Source organism: Magnetococcus marinus MC-1, assembly GCF_000014865.1.
GTDB classification, from domain to species: domain Bacteria; phylum Pseudomonadota; class Magnetococcia; order Magnetococcales; family Magnetococcaceae; genus Magnetococcus; species Magnetococcus marinus.
In genome coordinates this window covers 4,650,222-4,674,853 of the sequence record NC_008576.1, presented here as the reverse complement: position 1 = coordinate 4,674,853, position 24,632 = coordinate 4,650,222, and the positions used below count along the sequence as shown (strand labels likewise).

The window sequence follows — 24,632 nt, the reverse complement described above, 5'->3', positions numbered from 1 at the left end:
TGTGTGCCCGTGGTGCCGCTGCCTGCTCAAGATGCCGCAGGGTGGTTGGGCAACGTGGGGCTTTGGGGCTCGGTTAGAATCTGCTGTAGGCCATGCAGATGTTTTTCATAATTTTTCCATCGCTGTTTGGCGTGTTGATAGATGGGTTCCCGGACCTGCTGGCTGCTGGCGGTCTGCACGGAGCGACGGTTTTGGTGGTGGTTCATGCAGGCATCGTCCCAGGGCAGGCCCACAAATTCCAGCAGTTTTTTGACCTCGCTGGCGGGATCTTCCACCATCTTTTCGTAGACGACATCATGGATGGGCATGGGCAATACACGGTGCCAAAGGCGCATAAGATCGGCATAGGCGCGGTAGTAATGGGCGGTCTCTTCGAGGCTCTGCATAAAGCGCTGACCACGGGTAAAATTTTGAAAATAGATAGAGAGGCAGGTATCCCGTGGATCACGCACACTGTGGATGATGCGGGCATGGGGAAAGAGCGCCGCGATTACCCCCAGATAGAGAAAATTAAACAGTAATTTGTCGGTAATATGGGTGATGGTGGGGTCGTTGGGGGCATCACAACTGCTGCGTAGGGCATCAAGATACTCTTGCGCCATGGGTTGAGCTTGGTCCGGTTTTAATGCGGAAAAACAGTCTGGAAAAACCACTGTGGTGCCCAGCCGTTGGGGCATCTGGTGTAAGAGGTTGGCGATGTGGGGGCGTTCGCCGGTGGTGGCGACCTGGGGATGGGAGCCTAAAATTTGCTCGATCAGGGTTGAGCCCGAGCGAAACATGCCCACGATGAAGAGGGGAACCACGCCATCGCTGTGGTTGGGGACCAGGGTGGCTTGGGGGCGGTTAAAGAGGGTACGAATGCGGGCGATCAGGTCTATGTTGATGTGTAGATCGGTAAGCCCTTGGCTCTGATAACGACGGCGGTTGGCCTGTTGGTAGGCGGTAAAAGCGCGGTCATAGGCATGGCTTTGATCCAGCGCCCGACCGAGGGTGTAGAGCATGGCGATGCGTTCTTGCTCGACCATATCCGGGTGTTGCACCATCTGCTCCATGCGCTGGATCAGTTCGCTGTGGGGATCGCTCTGGCGCACCATTTGAGCGAGGCCGGTCAGAAAAAAGGGGTGTTCCGGGTGGTGTGCGACCCCCTCTTCAAACAGAGCTTGGGTGGCGGCAAAATCCCCAGAGGCCCGTAGCGCATTGGCGAGGTTGATTTGAATAAAAGCGGCATGGGGTTCGGCCTCCAGCCCCTGTTTGAAGGCGGCGATGGCTTCGTTTACCCGCCCATCCTCTAGGCGAGCCAGACCAATACTGTTATCAAAAGCGGCGGGGTGGTTGCTGAATTTACGCCCCTTTAAAAAATGCTGTTCGGCCAGCGCCCCATTCTGCCGCGCAAGTTCCAACTGCCCCAAACCGTGCCAACTGGCGGCGGATTGATCATTGAGGGCTAGGGCCTGTTGGTAGTGTATTTCGGCGGTGTGAAAATCTTTGTGCTCCCGCAGCGCATCGGCCAATTTGCGGTGCAGATCAGGATTTTCTGGTTGGGTGCTCAGCAGTAGCTGATAGTTGCGTATGGCATCGCTCCAGGTTTGTTGCGCGCTCTGTAGATCGGCCAGAGCCTCGCGCAGTGGGGCGTGTTCGGGATCTTTGCTTAGCCCCTCATGGAGAATACGTCCGGCGATGACAGGTTCTTGGAGCAGCAGCATGACCCGTCCCAAGAGATGGTAGACAGTGCTACTGTCGGGTAGCTGTTGCAGGGCCCGTTGTAACAGGGCGGCGGCCTCTTTAAAGTGGCTGGTACGTATAAGAATCTCACCCGCTAGGGTGAGCAGGGGTCCATGGTCAGGATTTTTTTGCAGTTGGGCTTGGCAGAGTTGCCAGGCTTGTGGCCACGCTTGGGCATCCATATGGGTCTGGATCTGTTGCAGAGGTAGTGGGGGCATGGGGGTATTCCTCATGAGGTACGACCGTGGTTATGGGCGGTGGGAATGATCCAGAGCATGCCCCTATGGTAGCGGGAAAGTTGCGCCAGGGGTAGTTGGCATCGCACAGGCCAAGGCGGTGCTTGTTAGGGGAGTGAAGGGTGTTTCAGTCACAGGTGGAGCGGCCTTAAATAGAAGGAACTCCAAAGTTGGTCATTAGGAAAGATAAACGGGTGAATGGGGGCATTTACAAAGATGCTGATCCATTAATACATTTAAATGAAACGTCCTTTGGACGTTTCATTTAAATTTTATCATACATAATAAGCTGAATCTACAAAATGACCGTACTGTGGAGAAATCGGAAAAACGCCTAAATAAGACCCCTACAGGTATGCGCATGAGAGAAAAAAAGGTCTATGATGCCGCCAAAAAAGAGTGGGAAACCATCACGGCTGAAGTTGATGAAGTGCCGGATTTTGACGATGCCTATACATTGGTGCAAAGGTTTTATGAGAGTCTGCCATGGCGGCCCATAGGCGCTAAAATTTAATAGTGTTATATATATTATATATTTAACTACTTTTTATGGTATCGAAACGCCATAAGGGGCGGTAGGTTGTGGGGGTAGGGTGAAGGGGCGTGTTTAGGGTGTTCAGGCCATAGGTGGCATGGGATGAGCGACGGATGGAAAAGGATCAAGGGTGCAGATGAGCAGATCGTTACGACTGAGCTTGCAGGATGTGGTATGGGCGCCCGCCATGGCCCCTATAAGCTTAACGGTTGAGGGGGGCTCCTCCATAGCCATTGTGGGGGAGGAGGGCGTGGGTAAGAGCCGACTGCTGCGGGTTATGGCCGGCCTGCTACCTGCTGAGCAGGGGGTGGTGGTGGTGGATGGTAAACCCCTGGGGCAGTGGAGCGCTGCGGAGCGGGCACAGCGTCTGGGGGTGTTGTTCCACCAGCCGGAGCGCCATTTTCTGACCGCCCATGTGGGGGATGAGGTGGGGTTTGGCTGTGAGCCTGCGCTGAGTGGACCCCTAGATGCACGGGTGCAGCCGTGGCTGGCCTGCTGTGGTGTGGAGGCCGCGTGGTGGTCGCGTCCGCTGAATCAACTCTCTGCGGCCCAACGGGCGCGGGTGGCGTTGCTGTCGGTGCTGCTGCACCAGCCCCCCCTGTTGCTGGCGGATGAGCCCGGTAATGCGCTGTCTGAAGCCGGGGAAGTGGCATGGGCCGACTGTTTAAAACAACGGCCTGGCGGGTTGGTGGTGTTTACCAGTCGCTTGAGCCGAGCACGGGCGTTTGCCGAGTCGATCTATCAGTTAAGCCACCAGGGCTTAATCCCGTTGGGCTAGCGTCCCCCGATACGGCGCACCCCCAGCAGGGGGGTGCGCCGGGCAGGGCGGATCAGGGCTGCTGTTCTTGTACAATCTTACGGATAAGATCTTGAAAATTCATGTTCTTATAATGTCCTTCCTGAACATAGCGCATGGAAGCTTTAAAGTGCATGGGCTTCCAAAATCCCGCTAGGCGAAACAGCTCTCGCCCGGTACCATCATAGTAGATAACCGTGGGGGTGAAGTGCACCCGTTGGGCCCGCGCAAAGGCCTTCTCCTGGGTGGCGTTGCCCTGAAAATCGGTAACCTCACGGGCACCATAAATATCCAATATAACAGGATAAAAATGGGCCTTCATATAGGCCTGTACTTGGGGGTCGGGCAGTGTCTCTTGATGTAACTGTACACAGTAGGGGCAGCCCTCTTGCTCGTAGAAGACCATATAGATCTTCTGGTGCTGGGCTGCGGTTGCGGCATCCTCGGCCATATCCAAAAAAGAGTCCTGGAAAAAGGGTTCATTGACCAGCGCCTGAGCCGTAGCCGGGAACAGCCAAAGCCCGCTTAATAGCGTAACCATGAGCAAATGTCGCATAAGGTGCTTCCTTGTGTTTTAGAAAAAACATATCCACAAAAAAAGGTGTGTATTTTTTGGGTTTCACCTTTACAATGGGAGGAGATCTCTTTATTAACATTTTTACGGGTTGATCAAAACGTATGATGGAAAAGTGATGCCCATTCCCTGACAATTTTACATGATGGATTGCCATGCACGCTCAAATATTTTTATTTACACGGCGTTTTTTTGTACAATTAAGCTTGGCAGGGTTGTTCCTCTTGCCTGGGTTTGCACGCGCGGAAACCCAGGCTGTGCAACTGATTCTCTTCATACAGCCAGCCTGCCCATGGTGTGACAAGTTGGAAAAAGATCTGGCTGAGCATCCCGATTTCAAACGCTATTTAGAAACCACTTTTGTCCACCAGAGCGTGGATATTCGCAGTGATGCCCCCTTGGCCGATTTTGCCGAACAGAGCGGTCGGCAGGTGGCAAAGATGCATCGGGTGCGCATTACGCCGACCACCATATTGCTCTACCAAGGGGAGACCATTGGGCGTATTCCTGGTTACATTGAACCGAAAGATTATCAATCGGTGATCTATCAATTTATGGAAGAGGCTGGTCTTGGCGTCAAGAGTGGCCTTTGAGCATAGGGGCCCGCTCTGAGGGGGGCTTGTTATGGCGTCTACTTTTATCCATCTAGGGGGTGTTGTTATATGAAGCCATTTCGATTTTTGGCACTTGTACTGGCGGTGTTGCTGCTGGGTATCGGTGGCATGACCGGCGCACAAGCGGAAGAGGGCATTGCACAACCGCTTACGGACAAACCAGGGGATCCAGCCAACGGCAAAGCATTGGCAATGGCCCGCTCCAAGGGCAACTGCATTGCCTGTCACTGGCTGCCCGAAGCGACCTTTCCAGGCAATGCAGGTCCCAATTTGTACGAAGCGATCCGTCATAACGAGCGCTCCACAGCCTGGATCCGGCAGAAGATTGTAAACCCCAAGGTGGATAATCCCGACACCCTCATGTTTACCTTCTACGACAGTACCGGCAAACAAAATCTGCTCAAAGCATGGGAAGGCAAACCTGTTTTGGAGGCTCAAGAGGTGGAGGATGTCATCGCCTACCTGTTAAGTCTGCGCAACTGATTCAGGTCATAACGATAAAGAGCACGGACAGAAGATTCGTGGGAGGAGATGCAAGCTATGTTTGATGTAACCAACCCTATGTTGACCCGTCGTAGCCTGATGGCTGGAGCGGGAAGTGTGGCCCTGTTGGCGATGGGAACGGCCAAAAACGCCCAGGCAAATGGCGACAAAGTGCTGGCGAATATTAAGGAGCATATGGGCAGCTCGGCGTATGCCGAGAGCAGCGCCATTAAGATTGATGCCCCGATTATTGCCGAAAACGGTGCCATGGTGCCGGTCAAGATCACCATTGATCACCCTATGGATGCCGACAACTACATCCAGACCATCGCGGTATTTGTGGACAATAACCCAACCCCTTTTGCCGGTCTCTATAGCTTGACCCCGGCCAATGGTAAGGCGTTTGTGTCGTCCCGTCTCAAGATTGGTAAAACCTCGCAGGTGCGTGCCATTGCCAAGACCAACACCGGCAAGCTGATTGGGGCGAGCAAAGAGGTAAAGGTGACCATCGGCGGTTGTGGTGGTTGATCCGACGCGAGCCACTTACATAGACGCATACCACTCCTAAACGCGAGGTAAAGAGAATGGCTGATGTAGGAAAAGCAAAAATTAAGATGCCCAGCAGTGTCAACGCTGGCGATGTGGTTTCGGTCAAAGCGATGGTGCGTCATCCCATGGAGACCGGCAACCGTAAAGATAAAAAAACCGGTGAGAAGATCCCTGCCCACTATATTGAGGATGTCACGGCGGTCTTTAATGGTACCCAGGTGTTTGCGGCCAAGTGGGGCGCGGCGGTTTCGCAAGATCCCTTTCTGGAGTTCTATCTCAAGGTGGATAAGCCCGGCGATCTGACCCTTACTTGGAAAGATAACAAGGGTGGGGTTTTCACCAAGAGTGCCAGTGTTAAGGTAAAGTGATTCGGGGGGAATCAATATGACCAACAAAAAGAGCATGGCGGGGATAACGGGTCTGCTGGGGGCGGCGCTGCTGGCGGGTTCGGCCTGGGCCATGGATGTCACCGGTTACAACCCGGAGATTGATCAAGGGCTCTACAAATACTCAGATAAATTCCGTGAGATGGCGGATTTTCCTCCCAGTGAGGGGGCCATTGAGGATGGTAAGGGCTACTTTAATAAAATGCGTGGCGAGAAGAGCTGCGCCAGCTGTCACGGTGAGGATGGCGAGGCGCTTAAAGGGGTCGGGGCCACCTATCCCAAGTATGATGAAAAAATGGGTAAGCCCAAGCTGTTGCAACACCAGATTGAGCGCTGTCTGACCGAGCAGATGGGGCAGCCGCCGCTGAAGTGGGAATCTCCCGAGCAGGTGTTGCTGGTGACCTATATTAAGGCGCTCTCCAACGGGATGCCGTTGAATGTCAAAACCGATGGTCCGGTGGCAAAGTATGTGAAGATGGGCGAAGCCTCTTATTTTCAGCGTGCCGGTCATTTTGACGTAGCGTGTGTCCACTGCCATGAGACGGCGGCGGGCCACAACATTCGTGCCGAGTATATGTCCGCCCCCAATAACACCGGTATGCACGAGCTGTCAAAGCTGGTGGCTGAGTTGCCCTTGGAGCCTGAGCAGGATCGTCGCAATGCGGCGGGGGCGACCATTGGTTCAGGTTCGGTGGATCACTGGCCCACCTATCGTTTGAAGTGGGGCAAACCTGCTACCATGCAGCATCGTTTGCGCACCTGCAATAAGAACGTGCGGGCCGAGCCTAAGGGTTACGGGGATGATTATTATGTCAATCTTGAGCTCTATTTGGCTTCAAAATCCAATGGGCTGCCCATGAACGTCCCCGGTTTTCGGCCCTGATTGTTGGGGAGATCATGGAAGCAGGTGGGGTTTCCCCACCTGCTTTTTAAAGGTTGGATGGTTTAAAAGAACTTTTATGGGGTGCTGAACCCGATATGGGGGCGCTCCCTTAATGGAGTAGTGCCATGTTGATGCGCGGATGGATGCAGGGGTTGTTGGTGGTATTGGGTTTGGTGTCAGCGGTGGGGGTGCAGGCGCAGGGGCAGATGGAGATGCCTAATATGCAGATGCCCAATATGCAGATGCCTAATATGCAGATGCCCAATATGCAGATGCCAGGCATGCCCACGATGCCCATGGCGTCAAACCCCAGGGTGCAGGTGCCCATGGGCTATGGTTCACCGGCGGGGGATATCTCTCCGGCGCTTATGCAATTTGACAAAATTCCAGGTGTTATCAATCGGGGTCCGGTCTTGCAAATTCCCATGCCCCAGGGTTACAGCATGGAGGATGTGGTGTTTGATCTGGAGTCGGGTTTGGCCGAGCACAATTTAAAGGTTGTGGCCAAACAGCATTTGGGCAAGGCGATTGCGGAGCGCAGTGGCGAGCCCTTTCCGGCCTATGACATTTACCATATTTGCAATCTGACGGTGGGTGAGAAGATTATCCGGGCAGAACCAGCATTTGGGGCCTTTTTGCCGTGCAAGGTGGTATTGTACCAAGATCCCCAGAGTAAGCGTATTTGGGCAGTGACTTACAAACCCTCGTTTGCCATGGTCTATTTTCCGTTTATGCCTGAAGAGACCAAAGCGGCGGCCAATCAAATTGGCGATCATCTGTTTAATATTTTGTTCGGCATTGCCTCTTCCAACGATCAATAGAGGGGTGTTATTTGGGGGAGAGAGTCTCTCTCCCCCTGCTGTCCAATCTGTTTCCTGCACCGTCTACCTGCATAAGCGTTCGACCCCTCGCTCTAGAGAGGCTATAATGCCGCCCTGACCCAATAACCCCTTCAAGTAAGGGGGTGGACCCTCGGGAAATCGCCCCTTCCCAAACATAAGACGGAGCAGGAAAACATGGCACACGTGATCGATGGTAAAGCAATTGCACAATCCGTGCGGGAAGAGCTGCGCATGGAGGTCGAAAGACTCAAATTAAACCATCAGCTTACCCCAGGTTTGGCGGTGGTGCTGGTGGGTGCAGATCCTGCCTCCCAGGTCTATGTGCGTAATAAAAAGAGGGCGTGTGAAACGGCGGGTATCGCCTCTTTTTCCCACGAGTTGGCCGCTACCACCAGCCAAGCAGAGCTATTGGCGCTGATCGAGCAACTCAACCAGGATGACGCTGTCCACGGTATTCTTGTGCAACTGCCCCTACCCAAACATATTGATGAGCAAAAAGTGTTGGAGGCCATCTCCCCCAGCAAAGATGCCGATGGCTTTCACCCCTATAATGTAGGCCGCTTGGTGACCGGCGATCCCACTTTTCAACCCTGCACGCCCTGGGGTGTCATGGAGATGTTAAAGGTGAGCGGGGTGGATCCCAAAGGCAAACATGCGGTGGTGATTGGCCGCTCCAACATTGTTGGTAAACCCGTCGCCCTTATGCTGCTGGCTGCCCACGCCACGGTGACCATCTGCCACTCCCGCACGCCAGATCTGGCCGAGACGGTTAAGCGGGCGGATATTGTGGTGGCTGCGGTGGGTCGGGCCAACATGGTGCCTGGTAGCTGGATCAAAAAGGGGGCGGTGGTGATTGATGTGGGCATCAACCGTGGGGAGGATGGCAAACTGTGTGGGGATGTGGATTATGCCAGCTGTTTTGAACACGCCTCGGCCATTACCCCAGTGCCCGGTGGCGTTGGCCCGATGACCATCGCCATGCTACTAAAAAATACGGTCGAGGGGGCCAAACGCGCCCATAACATCGCCTGATCGCTCCCCTCGCTTAGAACCTAGGCACCCTCCCCCATACAAGGGTTGCCCAGAGCATAAAAAAAACCGGGCAGGATAATACCTGCCCGGTTTTTTTAGGTTACCGCCCGCGGTTTTGTTACCACTCCCCATTATCCACAATGGTGCCACCATTCATGCCGGTTTTGGCTTTGACCATGGCTTGCATCTGCTCGGCTTCGACCTTCGAGGAGAAGGGACCCAGTTTAAGGTGGATCAGATCTTGACCCGCCAGAGTGGTGGTCTCTTGAACCACCGGAAGCGCGCCCTCGACTTGGCGAATGGCGTCCAGTTTGCGCTTGACGCTGTTGGCGGCTTGGTTGGAGGTGTAGGCCCCCAACTGCACCATGTAGCCACTATCCACACGCTTGTAGATCTCTTTTTTGGTAACCTTGGCAACCTTCGGTACAGGGCGCGTAACCGCTTTGGCCACTTTGGCCCCCGTTACTTTAGCCGCGTCCACCATGGGTTTGGGTTCAACCTGAGCGCGGTTCTCTTCGGTAATGCGATGGTTGACCACAATACTGGCAATGTGGGTGCGTTCATGCACCAGAGCGTTCATACGGGCCGCTTGATTCTTATACGCAAATGGCCCAATACGTACCCGGTGGAACAGGCGTCCATCCACCATTTTGGCCTCCCGGAAAATGGGCAGATCCTGCGTCGGCCAATCCATGGTTTGCATCTTCATCTCCATTTCCTGCGCAGCTTCGGCGGTGGAGAAGGCGGCAACTTGAACCGAGTAACCACGGGCCTGTCTGCCGGTGGCGATGCTCTCTTGAATGGGGGCAACTTGCTTGGCCAACATGGCGGTGGTGGCAGACTCCTCTTGGCTGCGCTTACGCACCATGATGCCATCCATCTTTAATTCCCGTGACAGGGCGAGGGAGAGGGTGGTGGCCTCTTCGGCGCTGGCTAAGGGTCCAAAGCGTACCCGATGGTAGAGCTGCCCATTCACCCGTGCTTGCTGTGTCACAACCGGCCACTTGCGTCCATGAATGGTGCGGTTGGCTAAGGTGTTGCGCTGGGCATTGGCGATGGCGGCTTGCCCGTGAGAGGCAACCTGCACGTAGATCAAACCACCCTTGGTTGCGGTAAAGTTTTTCTCATCTTCCTCCAAAAACGAGGCGCTGCGGGGGGCCGGAGGGGCCGCCGGTGTGATGAGATTTTGAGACGCCATAAAGGGTTCGTCACGCTCCCTAGGGGGCGCACTGTTGGGGATGATCTCCCCGGCTTCGGGTTTAAGCAACATCTCATCGCCGCGTAACTGCGTGGTGCGGTAGCGCTCTTTATTGGCCTGTAAGCGCTGCTCAAGCCGGTTAACCCGCTTTTCATCTTGGGTTTTTTGCATCGCTGCGCTCTCAACCGCACCATCACGCTGTTGCAGCAGGCTCTTTACCCGCTCTTCCAGTGAGCCAATTTTCATGCGGGCGTTGGCGTAGTCGGCCAATTCACGGTTGGCATTGCGCAACGCTTGGCGGGTATTATCCAGCTCATTTTGCGTCTGTTCCAGATCCTGCTCCAGCTTTTGCAGCTTGTTTTGGCGGGTATCTAGGGCCGCCGTGGCTTCATCGTGTTTCTGTTCAACTTCCGTCAGTTGCTGCCGCAGCAGACCTATGGCGGCATGGTTGTCCAACTGCTCCAAAACCGCGCGGGTACGCAGCGCAGGGTCTTTACGCAGGCTCTCTGGGGCAGCGGGCACCAGGGTCAAATCCTCGGGGGCTTTGATCTGGGGGACCTGCTGTTCAGGCGCTGGCTGCTCCGTCATGAAGGGCAGGGTTGGCTGCAACTCCACAATTTGAAAGGGTGATTGGGGCTCTTGGGTGAGCAGGAACCAGCCCATGCCCGCACCGACCAAAATGCCAGCCACAGCCGCGGCCCGCAACAGGGGGCTGCTCTTGCGTTTTTTCGTGGGTAGATTGGTGACTTCATCCTCGTCAACCAAATGATCCAGGGGGCGCCCGATGGTTTCATAGGGGCGACCGTTCGGTTGGTCATGGTTCCCAGGGTGCAGAGCAGGCTCTACCGTGACGTTGGTCTCTGCATCCGTCCACGCCTCAGGCTGTTCTACAGCAAGGTCGGCGTGGGGGTCGGCATAGCCATCTTCCTCATCGTCATCCACATGCATATCCACCAAGATCGCCTCGGCGGGTTGGGTGGCTTCTTGCTGCTTTTGACGCTCTATTTTGTGGCTGTGACCATCGGGGTCATCCAGCAGATCTTCATGTTGCAGCTCTAGCAGTGCCTCTTCATGCATCTCCATGGGCAACGTGCCTTCATCCTCCTCTTCACGAGGGTCAGCCATTGACTCGGGATTATGGCGGGTCGCCACGCGGTCAGGGGCTTGCTCGGCAGCGGTGTCTTTTTCCATACGTTGGGTTTCGATGGCAGCCAGATCCAGAATAGGCAGCTCATCCACATCGTCCAGATCCTCTATTAAATCATCTTCAGGAGAAGAGATCATAAAATCGTGGGCGTCGCCCATGCTCAAAGAGCCCGCGTCACGGGGGTCAATCTCCAGCTCCAGAACGGTGTCGTTGCTGGCAGCAGCGGCGGCCAGCGAGAGCACCACCGGGGCGGCTTCCACGGCCTTTTCAGGGGTGGGGTGTTCGGTACGGCTGGCTTGTCGCTCCCACTGTTTCCAACTGGCCAGCAGGGCATCCATCAAAGCGGTGGTCGAGGCGTAGCGCTCACTGGGGGTACGTTCCATGGCATGCGCCAAATGGGCATGCAGGGTCAACGGCAGATGTTGATCCATATGCAGAGAGGGCAGTTCACCATGGGCCAATGCCTCAAGATAGGCGTTGGCGGTAAAGGGGGGCTGACCGGTCAGCATGGTAAACAGGATGGCACCAAGGGCGTAGATGTCCGCCGCCACACCGGGCATATCCCCTTTAAGATCCTCATTGGCCTGCCGCAGCGCATTATGGCTGGGCAGTTGATCCAACCATAGGGTCTGAATAATCTCCGGGGCGGTAAAGCAGGAGATTAAGTGCGCCGGTTGCAGATCTTTGTCCAAGCGCCGCCATGCGGGTAGATGACGGGCATAGCTCAGGGCATGGTCCACCAGAATAATGGACTCATCGGGTGTGACAATGACATTTTCCAGTTTTAAGCTCAGATGGGGCAGGCCGGCTTGGTGGGCCATATCCAGGGCTTCGGCGATGCGCTTGGTCAGGGTCAATGCCTTACCCAAGTCAACGCGACCATCCTTTTGACGCTTGAGCCACAAGCCCAAATGTTCGCCGGGAACAAAGGGTGCGGTCATATAGTGACGACCACTGGCCTGATCATAGGCGTGGTTATATTTGGTGTGTAGTACAGGGTGTTTCAGCCCTTTTAGCCGCTGATAGCGCTGTTGAAACCAGATCAATGCACCTTGGTCGCGGGTGAGCTCCGCTGGGATCGGTTTGATCACCATGGGGGCATCGGTTAACCGGTCGGTGGCCAGAAAGGTCGGGCCCAGGGGACCCTGCGCCAGCATGTCCCGAATGGTGTAAAGATCGTCCACAATATGGGTGCCAATGTTCATAAGTTGCAATCCATTGCTGGTTGGCTTAGCCAAGGCGAGGTGCTCTCTGGTGGGACGGGCACCACGCCGTTACATGCGCAATCACAAGCAGAGTGTGACCCTGCACAAGCGGATCAACCCGGTGTCGAAAAAATGGGGGGTAATCCATCGCGAGTGTTAAGTCTGCATAATGGATGCCATGCAACGGCGGTGCGGGACGGATGTCTTGAACTTTTTGAATATACGTGTATTTGTTAATTTTTTTAGGTTGGCGATAGGGGATAATGTGGGGCCGAGTATTCCCATACAACAGCCGGTTCATTGGCAGGTTGGGGGTGAAACAGCATGGGGTACGGGTGGGAATGCCAAATTTCCTGATGGGGTTGAACCGCTATTGGGCGGGACCATTCGCTCCCCCGGTACGGTAGCCGTTTGGATCAAAAGAGACCTGAGAAAAGCCACATGCGGTGATCGCCTGAGTCAATTGCACAAGCAGGGGTGTATGGGTAAGCCGAGGCAGTTCATCCTGTCCCAGCTCGATACGGGCACGGGTGCCCTCAAAACGTACGCGAAAGAGCCGAAAACCGGCTTGACGTAGTACCTCTTCAGCCTGTTCTACCTGGTGGAGGTGCTCCAGAGTAATGGGGGTGTGGGTGGGAAAGCGGGAGGAGAGGCAGGCCATGGCGGCTTTTTCGGCGGTGGCCAGTCCCAATTGACGGGAGCGCTGGCGAATAAGCGCCTTACCCCATTGGCTCTCTAAGAGTGGTGCGTGAATACCCCGCTGCTGGGCCGCCAGCATACCGGGGCGGTGATCGCCCAGATCATCCAGGTTGGCTCCATAGGCGATGGACCAGCGCTGGGGGTGATCCTGTTGTGCCACCACCTGATCACAGAGATCAAATAGGGTGGATTTGCAGTGGTAGCAGCGGTCTGGCCCGTTGGCGGTAAAAGCGGGATTGCGCATCTCATGGCTAGGGGCCATGATCAGCCGTGCCCCTATGCGGGTGGCCAACTGCTGAGCCTGCTGTTGCTCCTGAGCGGGCAGGGTGGGGGAGAGGGCGGTTAGCGCCAAAACCCGTTGGGTACCCAGTACCTGCACCGCTTCGGCCAGCAATAGGGTGGAGTCCACCCCACCAGAGAACGCCACCAGCAGATGATCAAAACGGTTAAGGTTGCTCTGCAACCGATGCAACGCTTGGGGGGTGATGGTCGTCATGGTCACACTCAATCGTAGATGGTCAGTTCCTGAAGGGTAGCCTGACCCTCGTGAATGGTATAGCCATGCATATCCAAGCGGCCATCGGTGGCCAGCGAGACAATAAGGTAGAGTGCATCGGGATAGTGAGCCTGCTGTAGATCCAGCATCGAGGGTTCGGCGGGTGCGGTGGGGTGGCTATGGTAGAGGGCGACCACCTGCTCATCCTGCGTGCGCAGCGCCTTAAAGAGTTGGATCTGCTCATTGGGATCGGCCAAAAAGCGGCGGGTGTCGGCCAAGGCATTGGTCATGGGGTGGCAATGGCGAATCAGGCGGCCCTGCCCAGAGAGAATGCCAACGCACTCCTGGGGGTGACAGCGCAGGGCGTGGCTGAGAATTTGGTTGACGATGGGTCGGGGAATCTCCCACATGGCAAGCTACCCTTTAAAAGGAAGGTTAGAGACAGATAAAAAAGTGCGCGGCTGCGCTACCTTGGTCCACGCTTTGTGGTGGTGCCACTGGGTGGTGGCTTAGGCAGCGACAGCGTTGCGCCAAGTTACCCTCACCACCTTGGTGTGGCGGAGGGGTGGCAAAACAACGATGCCTTTTGCGTGGTGCGCAATTTCCTGTCATGATGCGGCACTATACCGTTAGAGTAAACGGGCAAGTAACGAAAAATAGTATGTCATGGGGTTGTGCATGAAGGCCTACCTGCAACAGATCAATCGGGAAACCGGTATGGTCTGGTACTATGCCATACAGATCCAACCGGATCTGTTGGGTCGCTGGCATGTGATTCGGGAGTGGGGAAAATCCGGCTCTCCTGGAACCATGCGGCGCAACCCCTTCGAGACCCATCAAGAGGCGGTGGCATTCCTGATCCGACTACGGGATAGTTTGACCAAACGCGGCTATCGTCTGGTTATGCAAGAGGGTTTGTCTGGCCCCATTATTGAGCGCATCAAAGCGGAGCATTCGCATGACGGTGATTCATGAGATCTTAGAGACAGGACCCTTGCAGGTAAACTGTCACATATTGGCGGCCTCTGGCGGGCAGGATGCCCTGCTCATTGATCCAGGTGGCAATGCGGGGGAGATTTTGCGGCATTTGACCCGGCTTGGTTTGCGGGTGGCCCATATTGTCAACACCCACGGCCATTTTGACCATGTGGGGGCGGTGCATGAGCTAAAAAGGGCTTTGGGCTGTCAATTCTGGCTGCATGAGGCAGATCGGTTTTTGGTGGAGAGTGCCCCGCAGCATGCGTCACGCTGGGGATTGCCCTTTGGGGCGGTGCCCGAGATTGACCACCCTTTGACCCATGGTCAACGGTTGGAGTTGTGTGGTTTGCAGCTAGAGATTATCCATACCCCCGGCCACACCCCTGGGGGGGTGTGTATCCGCTGGGGGGATGAGATTGCCGTGGGGGATACGCTGTTTGCAGGGGGGGTGGGACGTACCGATCTGCCCGGTGGCGACCACGAGCAGCTTATGCACAGCATCGAAACCCGCCTGATGACCCTGGGGGATGATGTGGTTTGCCATCCGGGTCACGGCGCTTCGACCACCATCGGGCAAGAGCGCATGGGCAATCCCTTCTTGCATGATTAAAACAACAGAACTTGGTTGAATATGGTCAGATATAGGGCTGCAACCATACGTTGCAGCCTTTTTTATAAAAATTTCTTAGTAACCCTAAAAAATATAGCATATAGAGTATATTAGAATATGCTTGATTAGGTTGGGGTGAGGGCTTAATCTGAACAGAGTCGAAGCTTGCGTAAAACAGCAGGAACGTGCGCCCCTAGCCGTGGTCGCGTGTGCCGTGTAGCGGCCTTGTCTGTGGGGGCATTTCACCATCTTTTGGTTGCAATAAAAGAAGGAGAAGGCAGATGAAACGAGCTCTGGCAATATTAGGTATGGCCGTGTTGTTGGGCAGCGGTCTGTTGCTGACCCCTAAGGATGCCAATGCGTGGAGCTGGTGGCCAGGTGACTGGTTCGATGGGCCCGGTTGGGGAGGCTATCCCGGTTATGGTTGGCCCGGCTATGGCTACTACCCAGGTTACGCTTATCCGGCCTATGGCTACGGTTATCCAGGCTACTATCCGGGTTACGCTTATCCGGCCTATGGCTACGGTTGGCCCGGCTACTATCCGGGTTACGCTTATCCGGCTTATGGCGATAGCGGCAGCACTGCGGCCACCTCAAACAGCACGAAATAGGGCACTATGTTGACCACAGATTAAGGCTGTGCGCTCTGGGTTTTGCTTGATATAAGTGTGCGTTACGACCCATGTATATCATTGATGTACATGGGTTTTTTTACATCCGTATGGGTGTGTTTGGGGATCGCAGTGGATCCAGGCGGTAACCGGTATGCGGTCTTGGTGGAGAATGGTACGCAACGGCATGGCGCTGGGGGGGCCGTCCTGTTTGGCCAGTTCAAAACGGTCCAGTTTGGCGTGGGAGTTGATCAGCACCCCAATCCAACGGCTATCCAGCAAAGTGGCGGGGGTTAGGCTAATACGGGCTCTGGGTGGGGTTGGACTACGGGTTGCCACACAGCGGATATGCTCTGGAAAGCTCAAGGGTTGTGCATCGCCGGGAAAAAGGGAGGCAAGGTGATCCTCGCTACCAAAGCCGAGCAGGGTAACATCGGCAGGCCAGGGAAACTGTTGTAGCTGGGTGCAGGCTTGCTTGGCGGCTTGGGTGGGATCGCAGATGGCTGGCAATAGGGGCAGCAGTTTGGCCTTGGCGGCGCCTTGACGCAAAAAGAGTTGGCGGAGTTGGCGAATGTTGCTTTCTGGGGCGTCGGGGGAGACCAAGCGTTCATCGGTCAACGTAACCGTCACCTTTTCCCATGGGAGCTCCATGTGGCAAAGCTGTTGAAACAGACCCCGAGGAGAGCGCCCACCCGGTACGATTAAGCCCGCTTCACCACGCTGTTGAATACCCCGCTGCAAGCGCATAACAACGGTTTCGGCTAGGGTGGCGATGCTCTGTTCCTCACTGGGGAAGTGGCGTTCCGACAGACAGGTAGGTAAGCTCATGCAAGGTTCCTACTTTGAGCAAGGGCCGTGGCGCGTTGGCAAAGGATGGGGGACAATGGGTAGTGGGTGCGCATGGGTGGCTATAGTCATACTGAGTTATGTTCACAGAGTGGGTAGACCCTTTTACCATTTTGTACCGGGTGAGGGAAGCAAAGAGCAGCGGTTTGTTAAAAAAGCGTGCTCAAACCGGCTAGCGTGGGTTGGGTTCGCAACCCTGGTTGGGGCTTGGGGTGCTCTTTTGGGTCGCGCGCGGTGAGTAACGGCTAAGGCTGCCCAACCAGGGTGGTGGATCAAACACCGGGAGAATGAGCGCTGCGATGTTTTCTCCGCCGTGTGAGGTGTGACGATGCAATAATTGATGAGATGTCCAAAGTTTAGGGGTTCAATTTCCTGTTTTTTTGTCTAATATAATACCCTGGTCTTAGGCTTAGTTTAGGATAGGTAGACGCAGGAATAAGCCCTTTCAACCCAGCACACTTTAGACAGAGGTGATCAGCACATGTCCAAGTCGGTCATGGAACTGATAGTGTTTACCCAACCCACCATACAGGCAAGGCTGTTGATTGCGTATCTGGAGAGAGAGATGGGGCGGGCATGTACGCAGCAAGCGGGCACGGCACCCACAGCGTTCACGGTGCGTTCCAGTTTGGGTAGCGTATTGTGGATTTGGGATTGGCAGCAGTCAGGGGATAAAGAGCGCATCTTTTCGCTGTTGAGCAATCAGAGTGGTGCCGTTCCCTTGGTTCTATTGATCAATTTGCCCGATGATATCAGCTTGGAACTGCGTGCTTTGCAGTCGGGTATACGGGGGGTTGTCACCTTTGACACACCCCTTGAGCAGTTAATTCGCGCGGTGGAGGCGGTGGAGCGGGGCGAGCTATGGTTTTCACGTAAAACCTTGACGCGGGGTCTGATTGAGCGGGGGCCGCAGAGTGGCACACTGCCTAAGCGCAGCCACTGGCCCAATGGCATTACCAGCCGCGAAGCGGAGATATTGCGTTTGATCACGAGTGGTTGCAGTAATAAGCGTATTGCTTATGAGCTGGGCATCAGTCTACATACGGTTAAGGCGCACACCTATAATTTGTACCGCAAGATTGATGCTTCTAACCGCATGGATGCCGCCAACTGGGCGGAGATGAATCTTTGGAATCAGGGATAAGTGGTGGGGTACGGCGGCCAAAACCGTTACCGCCCTAACGGCGGAAACGGCTTTGGTGGTTAAACCACCAGTTTTCGGCAAATCCCAGCAGTAGGAAAAACAGCAGGCTTAACGGCAAGGGTGGCAGTACCAGATAGAGAAACGCCACATAACCGTTGAGCTGGCAGTGCCCCTCGGTAAAGAGGCACAGGCCGCCGGGGATCTCACCCCGGCTAAGCAGCAGGGGTACCAAAATGCAGAGGGTATTCAGCGCGATGGCGGCTACGATGCTCGCCCGCAATTTTTTACCCACCTGATGATAGGGAAACAGCATCGGCCTTACCCTTTGATGGCTTTCCACACAATAAAGCGGCTATCCCGTAGCACCGTCTCCACCTTTTTGAAGGAGGCTTGTAAAATGGGGCCGTAGTCCAGAAAACTGTTGGCCACCAGCCATAAAGCCCCCCCCCTTTCCAATATCTTAACGGCGTCGCCGATAAATTCCAGAGCCACTTCACGATTAAGCGACTGTCCCCGGTGGAAGGGTGGGTTGGTGACAATGGTATCAAAGCCCTGGTTACGCAGATGGGGGCCGATGCCATCCTCCAGGATCACCTGACAGCGGGCCTGTAGCTGGTTTAAGCGCACACTCTCGGTACTACAACGGGTGGCGCGCACCATATCATCGGAGAGGGTAACTTGGAGGGTGGGGTGGTGTTTGGCCAAAGTGGTGCCAATCAGGCCGCATCCACAACCCCAATCCAATAGATGGTACATACGTTGATGCTGCAAAGCCTGCAACAGCATTAACGAAGCAGCATCCGGTTCTGCCCAGGAGAAGAGACCCGGAAGGGTCGCCAGGGTCACGTCACCATTTTGGTAGTGGTAAAAGGGCTCCCCTTCGACCCGTGTAGGCAGGATTGGCTTTTTTTTGCTCGGTTGATCTTGCCACTGGCTGGTTTTGTTTAACTGCACCAGCTTTAAATGGCCCTTGTTGAGTATGGTATGGCCGTTAGACCAATATTTGGGTAAGGGCTGAATGCCGCTCTCCTTATCCCCAAACAGCCATAATTTTCCCTCTGGCGGTAGGCTGGCCAGGGCCTCTTCGATGGCCAATTTGGCGGCCTCCTTACCCTGGGGCAGCTCCATTAAGATATGGCTGGCGGGCTCTTCGCCGCTGGGGTGATCGTGGCAGCGAATCCGTTTAAAGCCATCCTTTTGCGCCATAACCTGGGTAGAGATACGGGCGGTGGTTAGGGTACCCGCAAAGCCCATTTCTGCCAGGGTATGCGCCAACGGCCACTGGTTGAGGGGCCAATGCACCAGATGGAGATGGCTGATGGTGGCTACCTCAAGCACACTGGGCAGGCTCTGGAAAAAACGTTGAATCGCACGGGCATCATGGTGCATGGGATGGCATCCTAAGGGCTGTAAGCCAAGGGGCGCGCAGATAGAAATATTTCTGATCAACGCAGGGAATGCTGTACGGTAATAGCCAAATCTGGTGGGGTTTGGCGCGGCTCTTTAGGGGCTCCTTACCCCCTATGGGGTACCGCTGGTGCGTACCGGTGTGGGGGTGCGTGGGGTTTACCGACCCGTGCCGCCATGACCAACCGGTGGGCAGACTCCACCCCATGAGCCTGCTAGCCCCACCATGTCACATTGGGGTCGATGCGGGGGGTAAAGGTCAAAGGTTGGTGGCCTGACCCCTCGATCTTGGCCTCATGCTCCTCTTCCTGACGCTTTAACAAGGCCTGCCGCAGGAGATAGTCAGCCATGTGCTGTACCCATGCCTGCTGTTTTTCTTTGAGGGGTTTTCCCGCCAACTGCTGCAACTGGCGGGTAACCAGATCCACCTGCACCTTTTGACCCCTATTGAGGGTCATGGTCAACAGGGTGGGAATGCGCCCATCCCACTGGATTTCAGAGTCGGTAATACCACGAAAACGATCTTGCATGAATCATTCACTCTTCTTTGGCTTTTTCTTGGGCAGTTGAATGCGACGGTGTTCTGGCTCGGGGTGAGCGCGGTATAAAATGGCCAGATGACCAATCATACCCACCAGCTCGCTCTGGCTATCGGTTGCCAAAGCTTTGGCCAGATCTTTACGCTGTTCTTTAAAATCCAAAAAGCGCACTTTGATCAATTCGTGAATGAGCAGGGCCTCTTCCACTGCGGCTAAGACGGAATCTTTAACCCCCTCCTTACCCACAAACACCACCGGTTTGAGCGGGTGTGCAAGACCCTTTAAGTATGTGCGCTGAAAACCCGCAAGTGACACAGTCATAAACTCCAATAAATGGCCGCGCTGGAGTCCTAAGTGCTCATGGTGGCATCGAGTATGGCTAACCGGCCAAGCACAAAAGACCCAGGGGTCAAGTGATGTACCAGAACATCACGCTGTTCTCAACAACGGTATGTTGTTGAGGATGGGTTAAATTTTTTGACCGCAAAGGGTGAGCCCGTGATATGGATAGCCCCATCCTGAGGGTGAAAAAACCCATTTTACCCTATTTCCCGTCATCTCACCACCATCAGCCATGGAACCGCCGCTTCAGGCTGATTATCATAGGCACAAGATGATCTAAGGAGAAGCGATGATGTGTGAGGATACAAAACCCACCCCCCGGGTAGCGCGAAAAAAGGCGGGTCGCCACTATGGCCCCTGCGTGGCATGCAAAGAGGATTCTTTACCCTTTGCTTGGAACTGTTCTTGCGGATTTATGATGTGCCAGGATTGTATGCAGGATAACCTATGGGGCATGACCTGTAATAACCTAACTTGGACCTGCCCAGATTGCGGAAAAGAGAACAACTTTGGCAACCGTTAGCTTGCGGATAGGGGCTTGGCCCGGACCAAAAAAGGGCTCTAAGCCGTGCCTACCCTAACGCGTGGTGGCGTTTGCCCCCGGCAGGTTTGGGGTGGGTTTTTACAGTCGATGGTTTATTTTCAAATATCTCTGCAAAACAAGGGAAAGCATGATGCCTGATTTGTCAGATCCCAGTGTGGTGGCCTGGGTGATCATTGCGATCAGCGCCGTGGCGGTGGTGGTGGGCGCACTCAAAATTATTAGCAACGGTATTACCATGGTGTTGTGGTTACTGTTGGCAATCGGTGGGGTGTTGGGGGTCGATTATGGTCTAAAAGCGGGGGATGGTGTGGCAGCTAAGGCATTGCCTGCATCGGTACAAACGGTTCTAGGCCAAGGCGGCACCCTCTCCAAACAGGCGCTTGAGGCCCTCTGCCGACAAGTGGCAGAGCAACCCTAATGTCCCCCTCTAACGAAGCGCGGTTACGCATTGATAAGTGGTTATGGGCGGCCCGTTTTTTTAAAACCCGCGCCCTTGCCACCGATGCGGTCAACGGGGGGCATGTCCACCTGAACGGTCAACGAATTAAAGCCAGCCATCAGGTTAAGGTTGGGGATCGCCTGGAGATCACCAAAGGCCCCGTGCAGTTTGCGCTGGTGATCGAAGGGCTCCATGACAAACGTGGCCCCGCACCCGCAGCACAGCAGCTCTATTGCGAGTCGGAGGCGAGCAAACAGGCGCGGGTGGCGGTGGCTGACCAACAACGTGCCGAGCGCATCAGCCGTCCCGACTATGGCAGTGCCCGCCCCACCAAACGGGATCGCCGCGCCATGGACCGGTTAAAAGGGTAGCCTGCTGGTTGAACAGATTAGGCACACGCTGGTTCTAACCCGCCAATACAGGCAGCTCTCCAGCGTTGAGGATCTCTGCCACTTTCCCAAACAGTCTCATCTCATATACAACCCACAAAAAGGGGCGACCCTTGCGCGTCGCCCCTTTTTGTTGTCTCCACCCAAGGCCCTATGCTTAACCCTTGGAGGTAAAATTAAAGACCCCATCCCAATCATCCGCTGGGGGGCTCTCCATATAGAGTTTGCAGCGGTCTAAATAGGTGAGAGAGGGCCCATCATTCTCCACAATCTGCAACGCCTTTTCAAAAGCGGCCATGGCCGCTTTAAAGTCACGCCCTTTGTAGATCTCCAGCGCTTTATGGTAGGCCGCCATCAAATCTTCATCGCGGCTCTGCATCTGCCCCTTGCGCTGCAATACTTCGTAGATGGTAATGGGCTCTTTTTTACCCACCACCCGTACCGTGTCCAGCTCCCGGCACTCAATGGCGTCTTTTACATGGTTGTGGGTAAATTCAGAGATCATGGTGTAGGTGCTGTAAAACTTATTGGCCCCTTCCAGACGCGCCGCCAAGTTAACCGCGTCTCCCATAATGGTATAGTCCATACGCTGCTTGGAGCCCATGTTACCCACCACCATGGGGCCGGTGTTAATGCCCATACGCACGTTTAAGAGGGGACGACCAGCCTCCTGCAACTGCTTGCGCATATTGACCATAAGATTTTGCATGTCAATGGAGGCGTGACAGGCGCGAATGGCATGGTCCGGTTGATCCAGCGGTGCCCCCCAGAAGGCGATGATGGCATCCCCTTCAAACTTATCCACCGTACCCTCTTGATCGGCGATAATATTGCACATCTCTGTCAGGTACTCGTTGAGTAGTTGCACCAGCTCACCGGGTGTCAACTTTTCACTGATGGAAGAAAATCCCGCCACATCAGAAAAATAGGCGGTCATCTCGCGCTGCTGACCACCCAACTGCAACTTACTGGGATCTTTGACCAAAATCTCCACCACCTTGGGTGAAAGATAGTGACCAAAGGTATCCTTAATCATCGCTTTTTGGTTGCGCTCGGCCAGATACTCTTTGAGGTTGATTACCAAGTAGGAGAGAAAACCAGCCAGCAACACGTAGCTCATGGAGTAGATAACGCCACTGTGTACATAGGCCCAGGTGGTATAACCAATAAAGGTAGCAAACAGTGAGGCCACCAAAATGGCGCGGAAGCCAGGATGGGCCAGCCATAAGTTGACGTTGACCAGCACAAACATAAACAGCAGCGCCGAAATAACCTCGGCGGTAAACGAGGCTGGCATGAGCGGGCCTTGGGCCATTAGGGTGCTGATGGTATCGGCAATAATCTCTACCCCATAGACCATGCCCACCGGTGTATCAAACCAGTCGTGGGAGACCTCGGAAGTATCCCCCACCAAGACGATCTTACCTTTGACCAGAGCGGCATAATCTTCATACTCGTTTTCATCCAGCTGAAGAATCTCCATCGCGGAGAGCCCCCGGATCTCGCTCAAAAAGCGCGCACCATGGGGGAGCTTGGGAAAGTCGATATAGAAGCTATTAAACTGGTCAAGCTGTATCTTGATATCGCCAATGGTGAGCAGACGGCTTTTTTCATCAAAGCTGGGCTCCACCCCCTTGAACATGGCCAAGGCTTGCACCGCGAAGGGCCAGCCATCCTTTTCATGGATGATCTGGGGGAAGAGATTCAAACGGGAAAGCATGGTGACCAGAGAGCTGGATGAGCTGATATTGGTGTAACCGCTCTTGGTTACCTCTTGCAGCACCGGGGTAGGGTAGTTCAGCCCGGTAAACTCATTGTTGCGGTTAAAACGCCCTTGCGAAACCACCAGCACATTGCCAACCTCTTTAAAGACTTCGGCGGTTGGCTCATCCTCCCCATACGAGCTGGGAAAGTCCATCAACAAGTCAACCGCCACCACTTTCGCGCCAAGCTTGCGTAAGGTTGAGGTGATTTGCGCAATATCCGTGCGACGTAGCGGAAAGCTTTTATACTCTTTAAAAAACTGCTCATCGGTATTGACGATAAAGATATCATCATTCAGCTTGGTGTGCTCAGCGGGGCCATATTCCATACGCAGCAGTTGGCGGAATGAGAGCGTTTGATCCTCAATAAAGGAGAAGGGCTCTTTATATTCCAGGGGAATGGCAATGAGAAACAGGACAATGGTCAACCATATGTCCCACCGTTGGGATAATGCTTGTTTTTTCACCGTGCAAGCCTCTCGCATAGGCGCGTGGTTTATAAAAGGGGTGGGTGCTGCAACCATCATCTGGCAACCATACCATAAGTGACTGTTTAAGAGCACCGTATACCAAAAAAAATCCCACCCGGTTCGACCTAGGTGGGATTTTTAATCGTGCATCCGGTTAGTCCGTTTTGTTTCGACTAACCAAGCAACCTAAACTTTGGAAAAATTACTGATCCAACATTTGGTTGTAGACCATGGCCTCTTTCATCTTCATCTGTTTCAACTTCAGGTCATGGTAGGCTTTGATCAACAGCGGGCGCATATCATTGTCGTCAGGATATGCGGTAAAGTGCTTTTTATAGTGCTCCATGGCCGCGACCGTTAGGCCCTTTTCATCCAGGAAGCTGGCCAACACAAAGTCATCACCAGGGGCGGCTGCTTGGATATCTGCCATCGCTTTTTTCAGTTGGGCATCTTCAGCATCGCTCAGCCAAACCACACTGTTAGGCTTCTTGGGGCTGTAGAGCACATCGGAACCCTGCATGACGTTCACTTGATAAGAGTGGGTGCCAGGAGCCAGGGTAAGAGCATGGGAAACCATCTCTTCTTTGGTGTTAAAGGTGCCCACAGCTTTGCCATCCACCAGCAACTCATAGCTAAACTCGTCGCCCAGATTTTCCCATACCAAGGTGGGGAAAGAGGCGGACAAAGTAAGTTCCGAAGCGGTTTTTAATTTGACGTCCTTAGGGGCATCGGTTTTATGCACGCCACGACGCACGGTGGTATAACGCTGAGCCTTGGCAAAGCGGTTTTGTAAACCCGCCATCAAGGAGGCATCCGCAGGACGAGCGGCGGACAGGTTACCCGACAATGCTTTGGCACCATCGGCAGAGACCTGCACAACGGTGTTCGCACTGACATCCTGTACATCGCCGGTGGCCTGGTTTACCAGCATGCCCTTACCATCGGCCCCGGTGCGGACCTGGTAGTTCTCGAACAAAAACTTGTTGCGACGGACTTTTTTCCAGGTGGTGCCATCTTGGCTGTACTCTACCGTGCCGGTGGGCTGCATGAACATGGCAACAGGGGTCTTAGCCTCTGCTGGCATGCTTACCGTTAGCATCGCAAAGGCGAGCAAAACAGCAAAATAGGTTAAGAATTTGGTTTTCATCGGTCG

General features: G+C 54.5%; 27 protein-coding genes. 15 read left to right on the top strand and 12 right to left on the bottom strand.

The window, feature by feature from the left end:
- Positions 1-26: 26 nt before the first annotated feature.
- A complete protein-coding gene (locus MMC1_RS19130) occupies positions 27-1,940 on the bottom strand; it encodes a tetratricopeptide repeat-containing sulfotransferase family protein (protein ID WP_011715258.1) in 1,914 nt (637 codons plus the stop codon).
- 379 nt (positions 1,941-2,319) lie between these two features.
- Here MMC1_RS19130 and MMC1_RS22005 point away from each other — a divergent pair, with 379 nt between their 5' ends.
- Entirely contained in the window at positions 2,320-2,472 is a 153-nt protein-coding gene (locus MMC1_RS22005) for a hypothetical protein (RefSeq protein ID WP_160162743.1), read from the top strand.
- 157 nt (positions 2,473-2,629) lie between these two features.
- Positions 2,630-3,271, top strand: a complete 642-nt coding sequence (locus MMC1_RS19125; RefSeq protein ID WP_011715257.1) for an ATP-binding cassette domain-containing protein — start codon at positions 2,630-2,632, stop codon at positions 3,269-3,271.
- Positions 3,272-3,323: 52 nt separating this feature from the next.
- Here the strand turns inward: MMC1_RS19125 and MMC1_RS19120 are convergent, their stop codons facing one another.
- Entirely contained in the window at positions 3,324-3,845 is a 522-nt protein-coding gene (locus MMC1_RS19120) for a thioredoxin family protein (protein WP_011715256.1), read from the bottom strand.
- Between the two features lie 242 nt (positions 3,846-4,087).
- Between MMC1_RS19120 and MMC1_RS19115 the strand changes: the two genes are divergently transcribed.
- The 7 genes from MMC1_RS19115 to folD all read left to right on the top strand — a co-directional run bounded on the left by MMC1_RS19115 (position 4,088) and on the right by folD (position 8,652).
- Positions 4,088-4,456 (top strand): SoxW family protein, encoded by a 369-nt coding sequence (locus tag MMC1_RS19115; protein WP_160162742.1) that lies wholly within the window; start codon positions 4,088-4,090, stop codon positions 4,454-4,456.
- 69 nt (positions 4,457-4,525) lie between these two features.
- Positions 4,526-4,960: a sulfur oxidation c-type cytochrome SoxX gene (gene soxX / locus MMC1_RS19110; protein WP_011715254.1), complete on the top strand. Its 435-nt coding sequence runs from the start codon at positions 4,526-4,528 to the stop codon at positions 4,958-4,960.
- A 57-nt stretch (positions 4,961-5,017) separates the two neighbouring features.
- A complete protein-coding gene (gene soxY, locus MMC1_RS19105; RefSeq protein WP_011715253.1) occupies positions 5,018-5,488 on the top strand; it encodes a thiosulfate oxidation carrier protein SoxY in 471 nt (156 codons plus the stop codon).
- 56 nt (positions 5,489-5,544) lie between these two features.
- Positions 5,545-5,877 carry a thiosulfate oxidation carrier complex protein SoxZ gene (gene soxZ, locus MMC1_RS19100; RefSeq protein WP_011713559.1) on the top strand — a complete coding sequence of 111 codons (333 nt, stop codon included), beginning with the start codon at positions 5,545-5,547 and terminating at the stop codon, positions 5,875-5,877.
- A gap of 16 nt (positions 5,878-5,893) precedes the next feature.
- A complete protein-coding gene (soxA, locus tag MMC1_RS20770) occupies positions 5,894-6,778 on the top strand; it encodes a sulfur oxidation c-type cytochrome SoxA (RefSeq protein WP_011715252.1) in 885 nt (294 codons plus the stop codon).
- 125 nt (positions 6,779-6,903) lie between these two features.
- A complete protein-coding gene (locus MMC1_RS19090; protein WP_011715251.1) occupies positions 6,904-7,599 on the top strand; it encodes a DUF302 domain-containing protein in 696 nt (231 codons plus the stop codon).
- A gap of 195 nt (positions 7,600-7,794) precedes the next feature.
- A complete protein-coding gene (gene folD / locus MMC1_RS19085) occupies positions 7,795-8,652 on the top strand; it encodes a bifunctional methylenetetrahydrofolate dehydrogenase/methenyltetrahydrofolate cyclohydrolase FolD (protein WP_011715250.1) in 858 nt (285 codons plus the stop codon).
- Between the two features lie 118 nt (positions 8,653-8,770).
- Here the strand turns inward: folD and MMC1_RS19080 are convergent, their stop codons facing one another.
- The 3 genes from MMC1_RS19080 to MMC1_RS19070 all read right to left on the bottom strand — a co-directional run bounded on the left by MMC1_RS19080 (position 8,771) and on the right by MMC1_RS19070 (position 13,807).
- Complete coding sequence (locus MMC1_RS19080) at positions 8,771-12,202, bottom strand: SPOR domain-containing protein (protein ID WP_011715249.1); 3,432 nt, start codon at positions 12,200-12,202, stop codon at positions 8,771-8,773.
- Positions 12,203-12,572: 370 nt separating this feature from the next.
- Positions 12,573-13,397, bottom strand: coding sequence for an ATP-dependent sacrificial sulfur transferase LarE (gene larE / locus MMC1_RS19075; RefSeq protein WP_011715248.1), 825 nt, complete (start codon positions 13,395-13,397; stop codon positions 12,573-12,575).
- Between the two features lie 8 nt (positions 13,398-13,405).
- The gene (locus MMC1_RS19070; RefSeq protein WP_011715247.1) at positions 13,406-13,807 is read right to left on the bottom strand and encodes a M67 family metallopeptidase; all 402 of its coding nucleotides are present in this window, start codon (positions 13,805-13,807) and stop codon (positions 13,406-13,408) included.
- A 268-nt stretch (positions 13,808-14,075) separates the two neighbouring features.
- Here MMC1_RS19070 and MMC1_RS20765 point away from each other — a divergent pair, with 268 nt between their 5' ends.
- The 3 genes from MMC1_RS20765 to MMC1_RS19055 all read left to right on the top strand — a co-directional run bounded on the left by MMC1_RS20765 (position 14,076) and on the right by MMC1_RS19055 (position 15,596).
- Entirely contained in the window at positions 14,076-14,372 is a 297-nt protein-coding gene (locus tag MMC1_RS20765) for a WGR domain-containing protein (protein ID WP_011715246.1), read from the top strand.
- Positions 14,356-14,985, top strand: a complete 630-nt coding sequence (locus tag MMC1_RS19060; RefSeq protein WP_011715245.1) for an MBL fold metallo-hydrolase — start codon at positions 14,356-14,358, stop codon at positions 14,983-14,985. Before MMC1_RS20765 ends, MMC1_RS19060 begins: the two co-directional genes overlap by 17 nt.
- Positions 14,986-15,266: 281 nt before the next feature.
- Complete coding sequence (locus MMC1_RS19055; protein WP_011715244.1) at positions 15,267-15,596, top strand: hypothetical protein; 330 nt, start codon at positions 15,267-15,269, stop codon at positions 15,594-15,596.
- Between the two features lie 78 nt (positions 15,597-15,674).
- Here the strand turns inward: MMC1_RS19055 and pgl are convergent, their stop codons facing one another.
- On the bottom strand, positions 15,675-16,424 hold the full coding sequence (gene pgl, locus MMC1_RS19050) for a 6-phosphogluconolactonase (protein WP_011715243.1): 750 nt from the start codon (positions 16,422-16,424) through the stop codon (positions 15,675-15,677).
- A gap of 499 nt (positions 16,425-16,923) precedes the next feature.
- Between pgl and MMC1_RS20760 the strand changes: the two genes are divergently transcribed.
- Entirely contained in the window at positions 16,924-17,586 is a 663-nt protein-coding gene (locus MMC1_RS20760) for a helix-turn-helix transcriptional regulator (RefSeq protein ID WP_011715242.1), read from the top strand.
- Between the two features lie 34 nt (positions 17,587-17,620).
- On the opposite strand, the gene MMC1_RS19040 is transcribed toward MMC1_RS20760, so the two are convergent.
- From MMC1_RS19040 to yhbY, 4 genes are all read right to left on the bottom strand, one after another.
- Complete coding sequence (locus tag MMC1_RS19040; protein ID WP_011715241.1) at positions 17,621-17,899, bottom strand: hypothetical protein; 279 nt, start codon at positions 17,897-17,899, stop codon at positions 17,621-17,623.
- Between the two features lie 5 nt (positions 17,900-17,904).
- Positions 17,905-18,975 (bottom strand): class I SAM-dependent methyltransferase, encoded by a 1,071-nt coding sequence (locus tag MMC1_RS19035; protein ID WP_011715240.1) that lies wholly within the window; start codon positions 18,973-18,975, stop codon positions 17,905-17,907.
- A 233-nt stretch (positions 18,976-19,208) separates the two neighbouring features.
- Positions 19,209-19,523, bottom strand: coding sequence for a hypothetical protein (locus MMC1_RS19030; RefSeq protein ID WP_011715239.1), 315 nt, complete (start codon positions 19,521-19,523; stop codon positions 19,209-19,211).
- Positions 19,524-19,526: 3 nt separating this feature from the next.
- The gene (gene yhbY / locus MMC1_RS19025) at positions 19,527-19,853 is read right to left on the bottom strand and encodes a ribosome assembly RNA-binding protein YhbY (RefSeq protein WP_041641483.1); all 327 of its coding nucleotides are present in this window, start codon (positions 19,851-19,853) and stop codon (positions 19,527-19,529) included.
- A 692-nt stretch (positions 19,854-20,545) separates the two neighbouring features.
- On the opposite strand from yhbY, the gene MMC1_RS19020 reads away from it, so the two are divergent.
- Both MMC1_RS19020 and MMC1_RS19015 read left to right on the top strand, forming a co-directional pair.
- The gene (locus MMC1_RS19020) at positions 20,546-20,836 is read left to right on the top strand and encodes a hypothetical protein (RefSeq protein ID WP_011715237.1); all 291 of its coding nucleotides are present in this window, start codon (positions 20,546-20,548) and stop codon (positions 20,834-20,836) included.
- The gene (locus MMC1_RS19015; protein WP_011715236.1) at positions 20,836-21,228 is read left to right on the top strand and encodes an RNA-binding S4 domain-containing protein; all 393 of its coding nucleotides are present in this window, start codon (positions 20,836-20,838) and stop codon (positions 21,226-21,228) included. Before MMC1_RS19020 ends, MMC1_RS19015 begins: the two co-directional genes overlap by 1 nt.
- Before the next feature lie 175 nt (positions 21,229-21,403).
- On the opposite strand, the gene MMC1_RS19010 is transcribed toward MMC1_RS19015, so the two are convergent.
- Complete coding sequence (locus MMC1_RS19010; RefSeq protein ID WP_160162741.1) at positions 21,404-23,476, bottom strand: adenylate/guanylate cyclase domain-containing protein; 2,073 nt, start codon at positions 23,474-23,476, stop codon at positions 21,404-21,406.
- 205 nt (positions 23,477-23,681) lie between these two features.
- Positions 23,682-24,626 (bottom strand): DUF7354 domain-containing protein, encoded by a 945-nt coding sequence (locus MMC1_RS19005; RefSeq protein ID WP_011715234.1) that lies wholly within the window; start codon positions 24,624-24,626, stop codon positions 23,682-23,684.
- Positions 24,627-24,632: the final 6 nt, after the last annotated feature.

What these genes read in the sequence shown, in the direction of transcription:
- MMC1_RS19130 (WP_011715258.1), bottom strand. Translation starts at nt 1,940, where the DNA reads ATGCCCCCACTACCTCTGCAACAGATCCAGACCCATATGGATGCCCAA.
- MMC1_RS22005 (WP_160162743.1), top strand. Translation starts at nt 2,320, where the DNA reads ATGAGAGAAAAAAAGGTCTATGATGCCGCCAAAAAAGAGTGGGAAACC.
- MMC1_RS19125 (WP_011715257.1), top strand. Translation starts at nt 2,630, where the DNA reads ATGAGCAGATCGTTACGACTGAGCTTGCAGGATGTGGTATGGGCGCCC.
- MMC1_RS19120 (WP_011715256.1), bottom strand. Translation starts at nt 3,845, where the DNA reads ATGCGACATTTGCTCATGGTTACGCTATTAAGCGGGCTTTGGCTGTTC.
- soxX (WP_011715254.1), top strand. Translation starts at nt 4,526, where the DNA reads ATGAAGCCATTTCGATTTTTGGCACTTGTACTGGCGGTGTTGCTGCTG.
- soxY (WP_011715253.1), top strand. Translation starts at nt 5,018, where the DNA reads ATGTTTGATGTAACCAACCCTATGTTGACCCGTCGTAGCCTGATGGCT.
- soxZ (WP_011713559.1), top strand. Translation starts at nt 5,545, where the DNA reads ATGGCTGATGTAGGAAAAGCAAAAATTAAGATGCCCAGCAGTGTCAAC.
- soxA (WP_011715252.1), top strand. Translation starts at nt 5,894, where the DNA reads ATGACCAACAAAAAGAGCATGGCGGGGATAACGGGTCTGCTGGGGGCG.
- MMC1_RS19090 (WP_011715251.1), top strand. Translation starts at nt 6,904, where the DNA reads ATGTTGATGCGCGGATGGATGCAGGGGTTGTTGGTGGTATTGGGTTTG.
- folD (WP_011715250.1), top strand. Translation starts at nt 7,795, where the DNA reads ATGGCACACGTGATCGATGGTAAAGCAATTGCACAATCCGTGCGGGAA.
- MMC1_RS19080 (WP_011715249.1), bottom strand. Translation starts at nt 12,202, where the DNA reads ATGAACATTGGCACCCATATTGTGGACGATCTTTACACCATTCGGGAC.
- larE (WP_011715248.1), bottom strand. Translation starts at nt 13,397, where the DNA reads ATGACGACCATCACCCCCCAAGCGTTGCATCGGTTGCAGAGCAACCTT.
- MMC1_RS19070 (WP_011715247.1), bottom strand. Translation starts at nt 13,807, where the DNA reads ATGTGGGAGATTCCCCGACCCATCGTCAACCAAATTCTCAGCCACGCC.
- MMC1_RS20765 (WP_011715246.1), top strand. Translation starts at nt 14,076, where the DNA reads ATGAAGGCCTACCTGCAACAGATCAATCGGGAAACCGGTATGGTCTGG.
- MMC1_RS19060 (WP_011715245.1), top strand. Translation starts at nt 14,356, where the DNA reads ATGACGGTGATTCATGAGATCTTAGAGACAGGACCCTTGCAGGTAAAC.
- MMC1_RS19055 (WP_011715244.1), top strand. Translation starts at nt 15,267, where the DNA reads ATGAAACGAGCTCTGGCAATATTAGGTATGGCCGTGTTGTTGGGCAGC.
- pgl (WP_011715243.1), bottom strand. Translation starts at nt 16,424, where the DNA reads ATGAGCTTACCTACCTGTCTGTCGGAACGCCACTTCCCCAGTGAGGAA.
- MMC1_RS20760 (WP_011715242.1), top strand. Translation starts at nt 16,924, where the DNA reads ATGTCCAAGTCGGTCATGGAACTGATAGTGTTTACCCAACCCACCATA.
- MMC1_RS19040 (WP_011715241.1), bottom strand. Translation starts at nt 17,899, where the DNA reads ATGCTGTTTCCCTATCATCAGGTGGGTAAAAAATTGCGGGCGAGCATC.
- MMC1_RS19035 (WP_011715240.1), bottom strand. Translation starts at nt 18,975, where the DNA reads ATGCACCATGATGCCCGTGCGATTCAACGTTTTTTCCAGAGCCTGCCC.
- MMC1_RS19030 (WP_011715239.1), bottom strand. Translation starts at nt 19,523, where the DNA reads ATGCAAGATCGTTTTCGTGGTATTACCGACTCTGAAATCCAGTGGGAT.
- yhbY (WP_041641483.1), bottom strand. Translation starts at nt 19,853, where the DNA reads ATGACTGTGTCACTTGCGGGTTTTCAGCGCACATACTTAAAGGGTCTT.
- MMC1_RS19020 (WP_011715237.1), top strand. Translation starts at nt 20,546, where the DNA reads ATGATGCCTGATTTGTCAGATCCCAGTGTGGTGGCCTGGGTGATCATT.
- MMC1_RS19015 (WP_011715236.1), top strand. Translation starts at nt 20,836, where the DNA reads ATGTCCCCCTCTAACGAAGCGCGGTTACGCATTGATAAGTGGTTATGG.
- MMC1_RS19005 (WP_011715234.1), bottom strand. Translation starts at nt 24,626, where the DNA reads ATGAAAACCAAATTCTTAACCTATTTTGCTGTTTTGCTCGCCTTTGCG.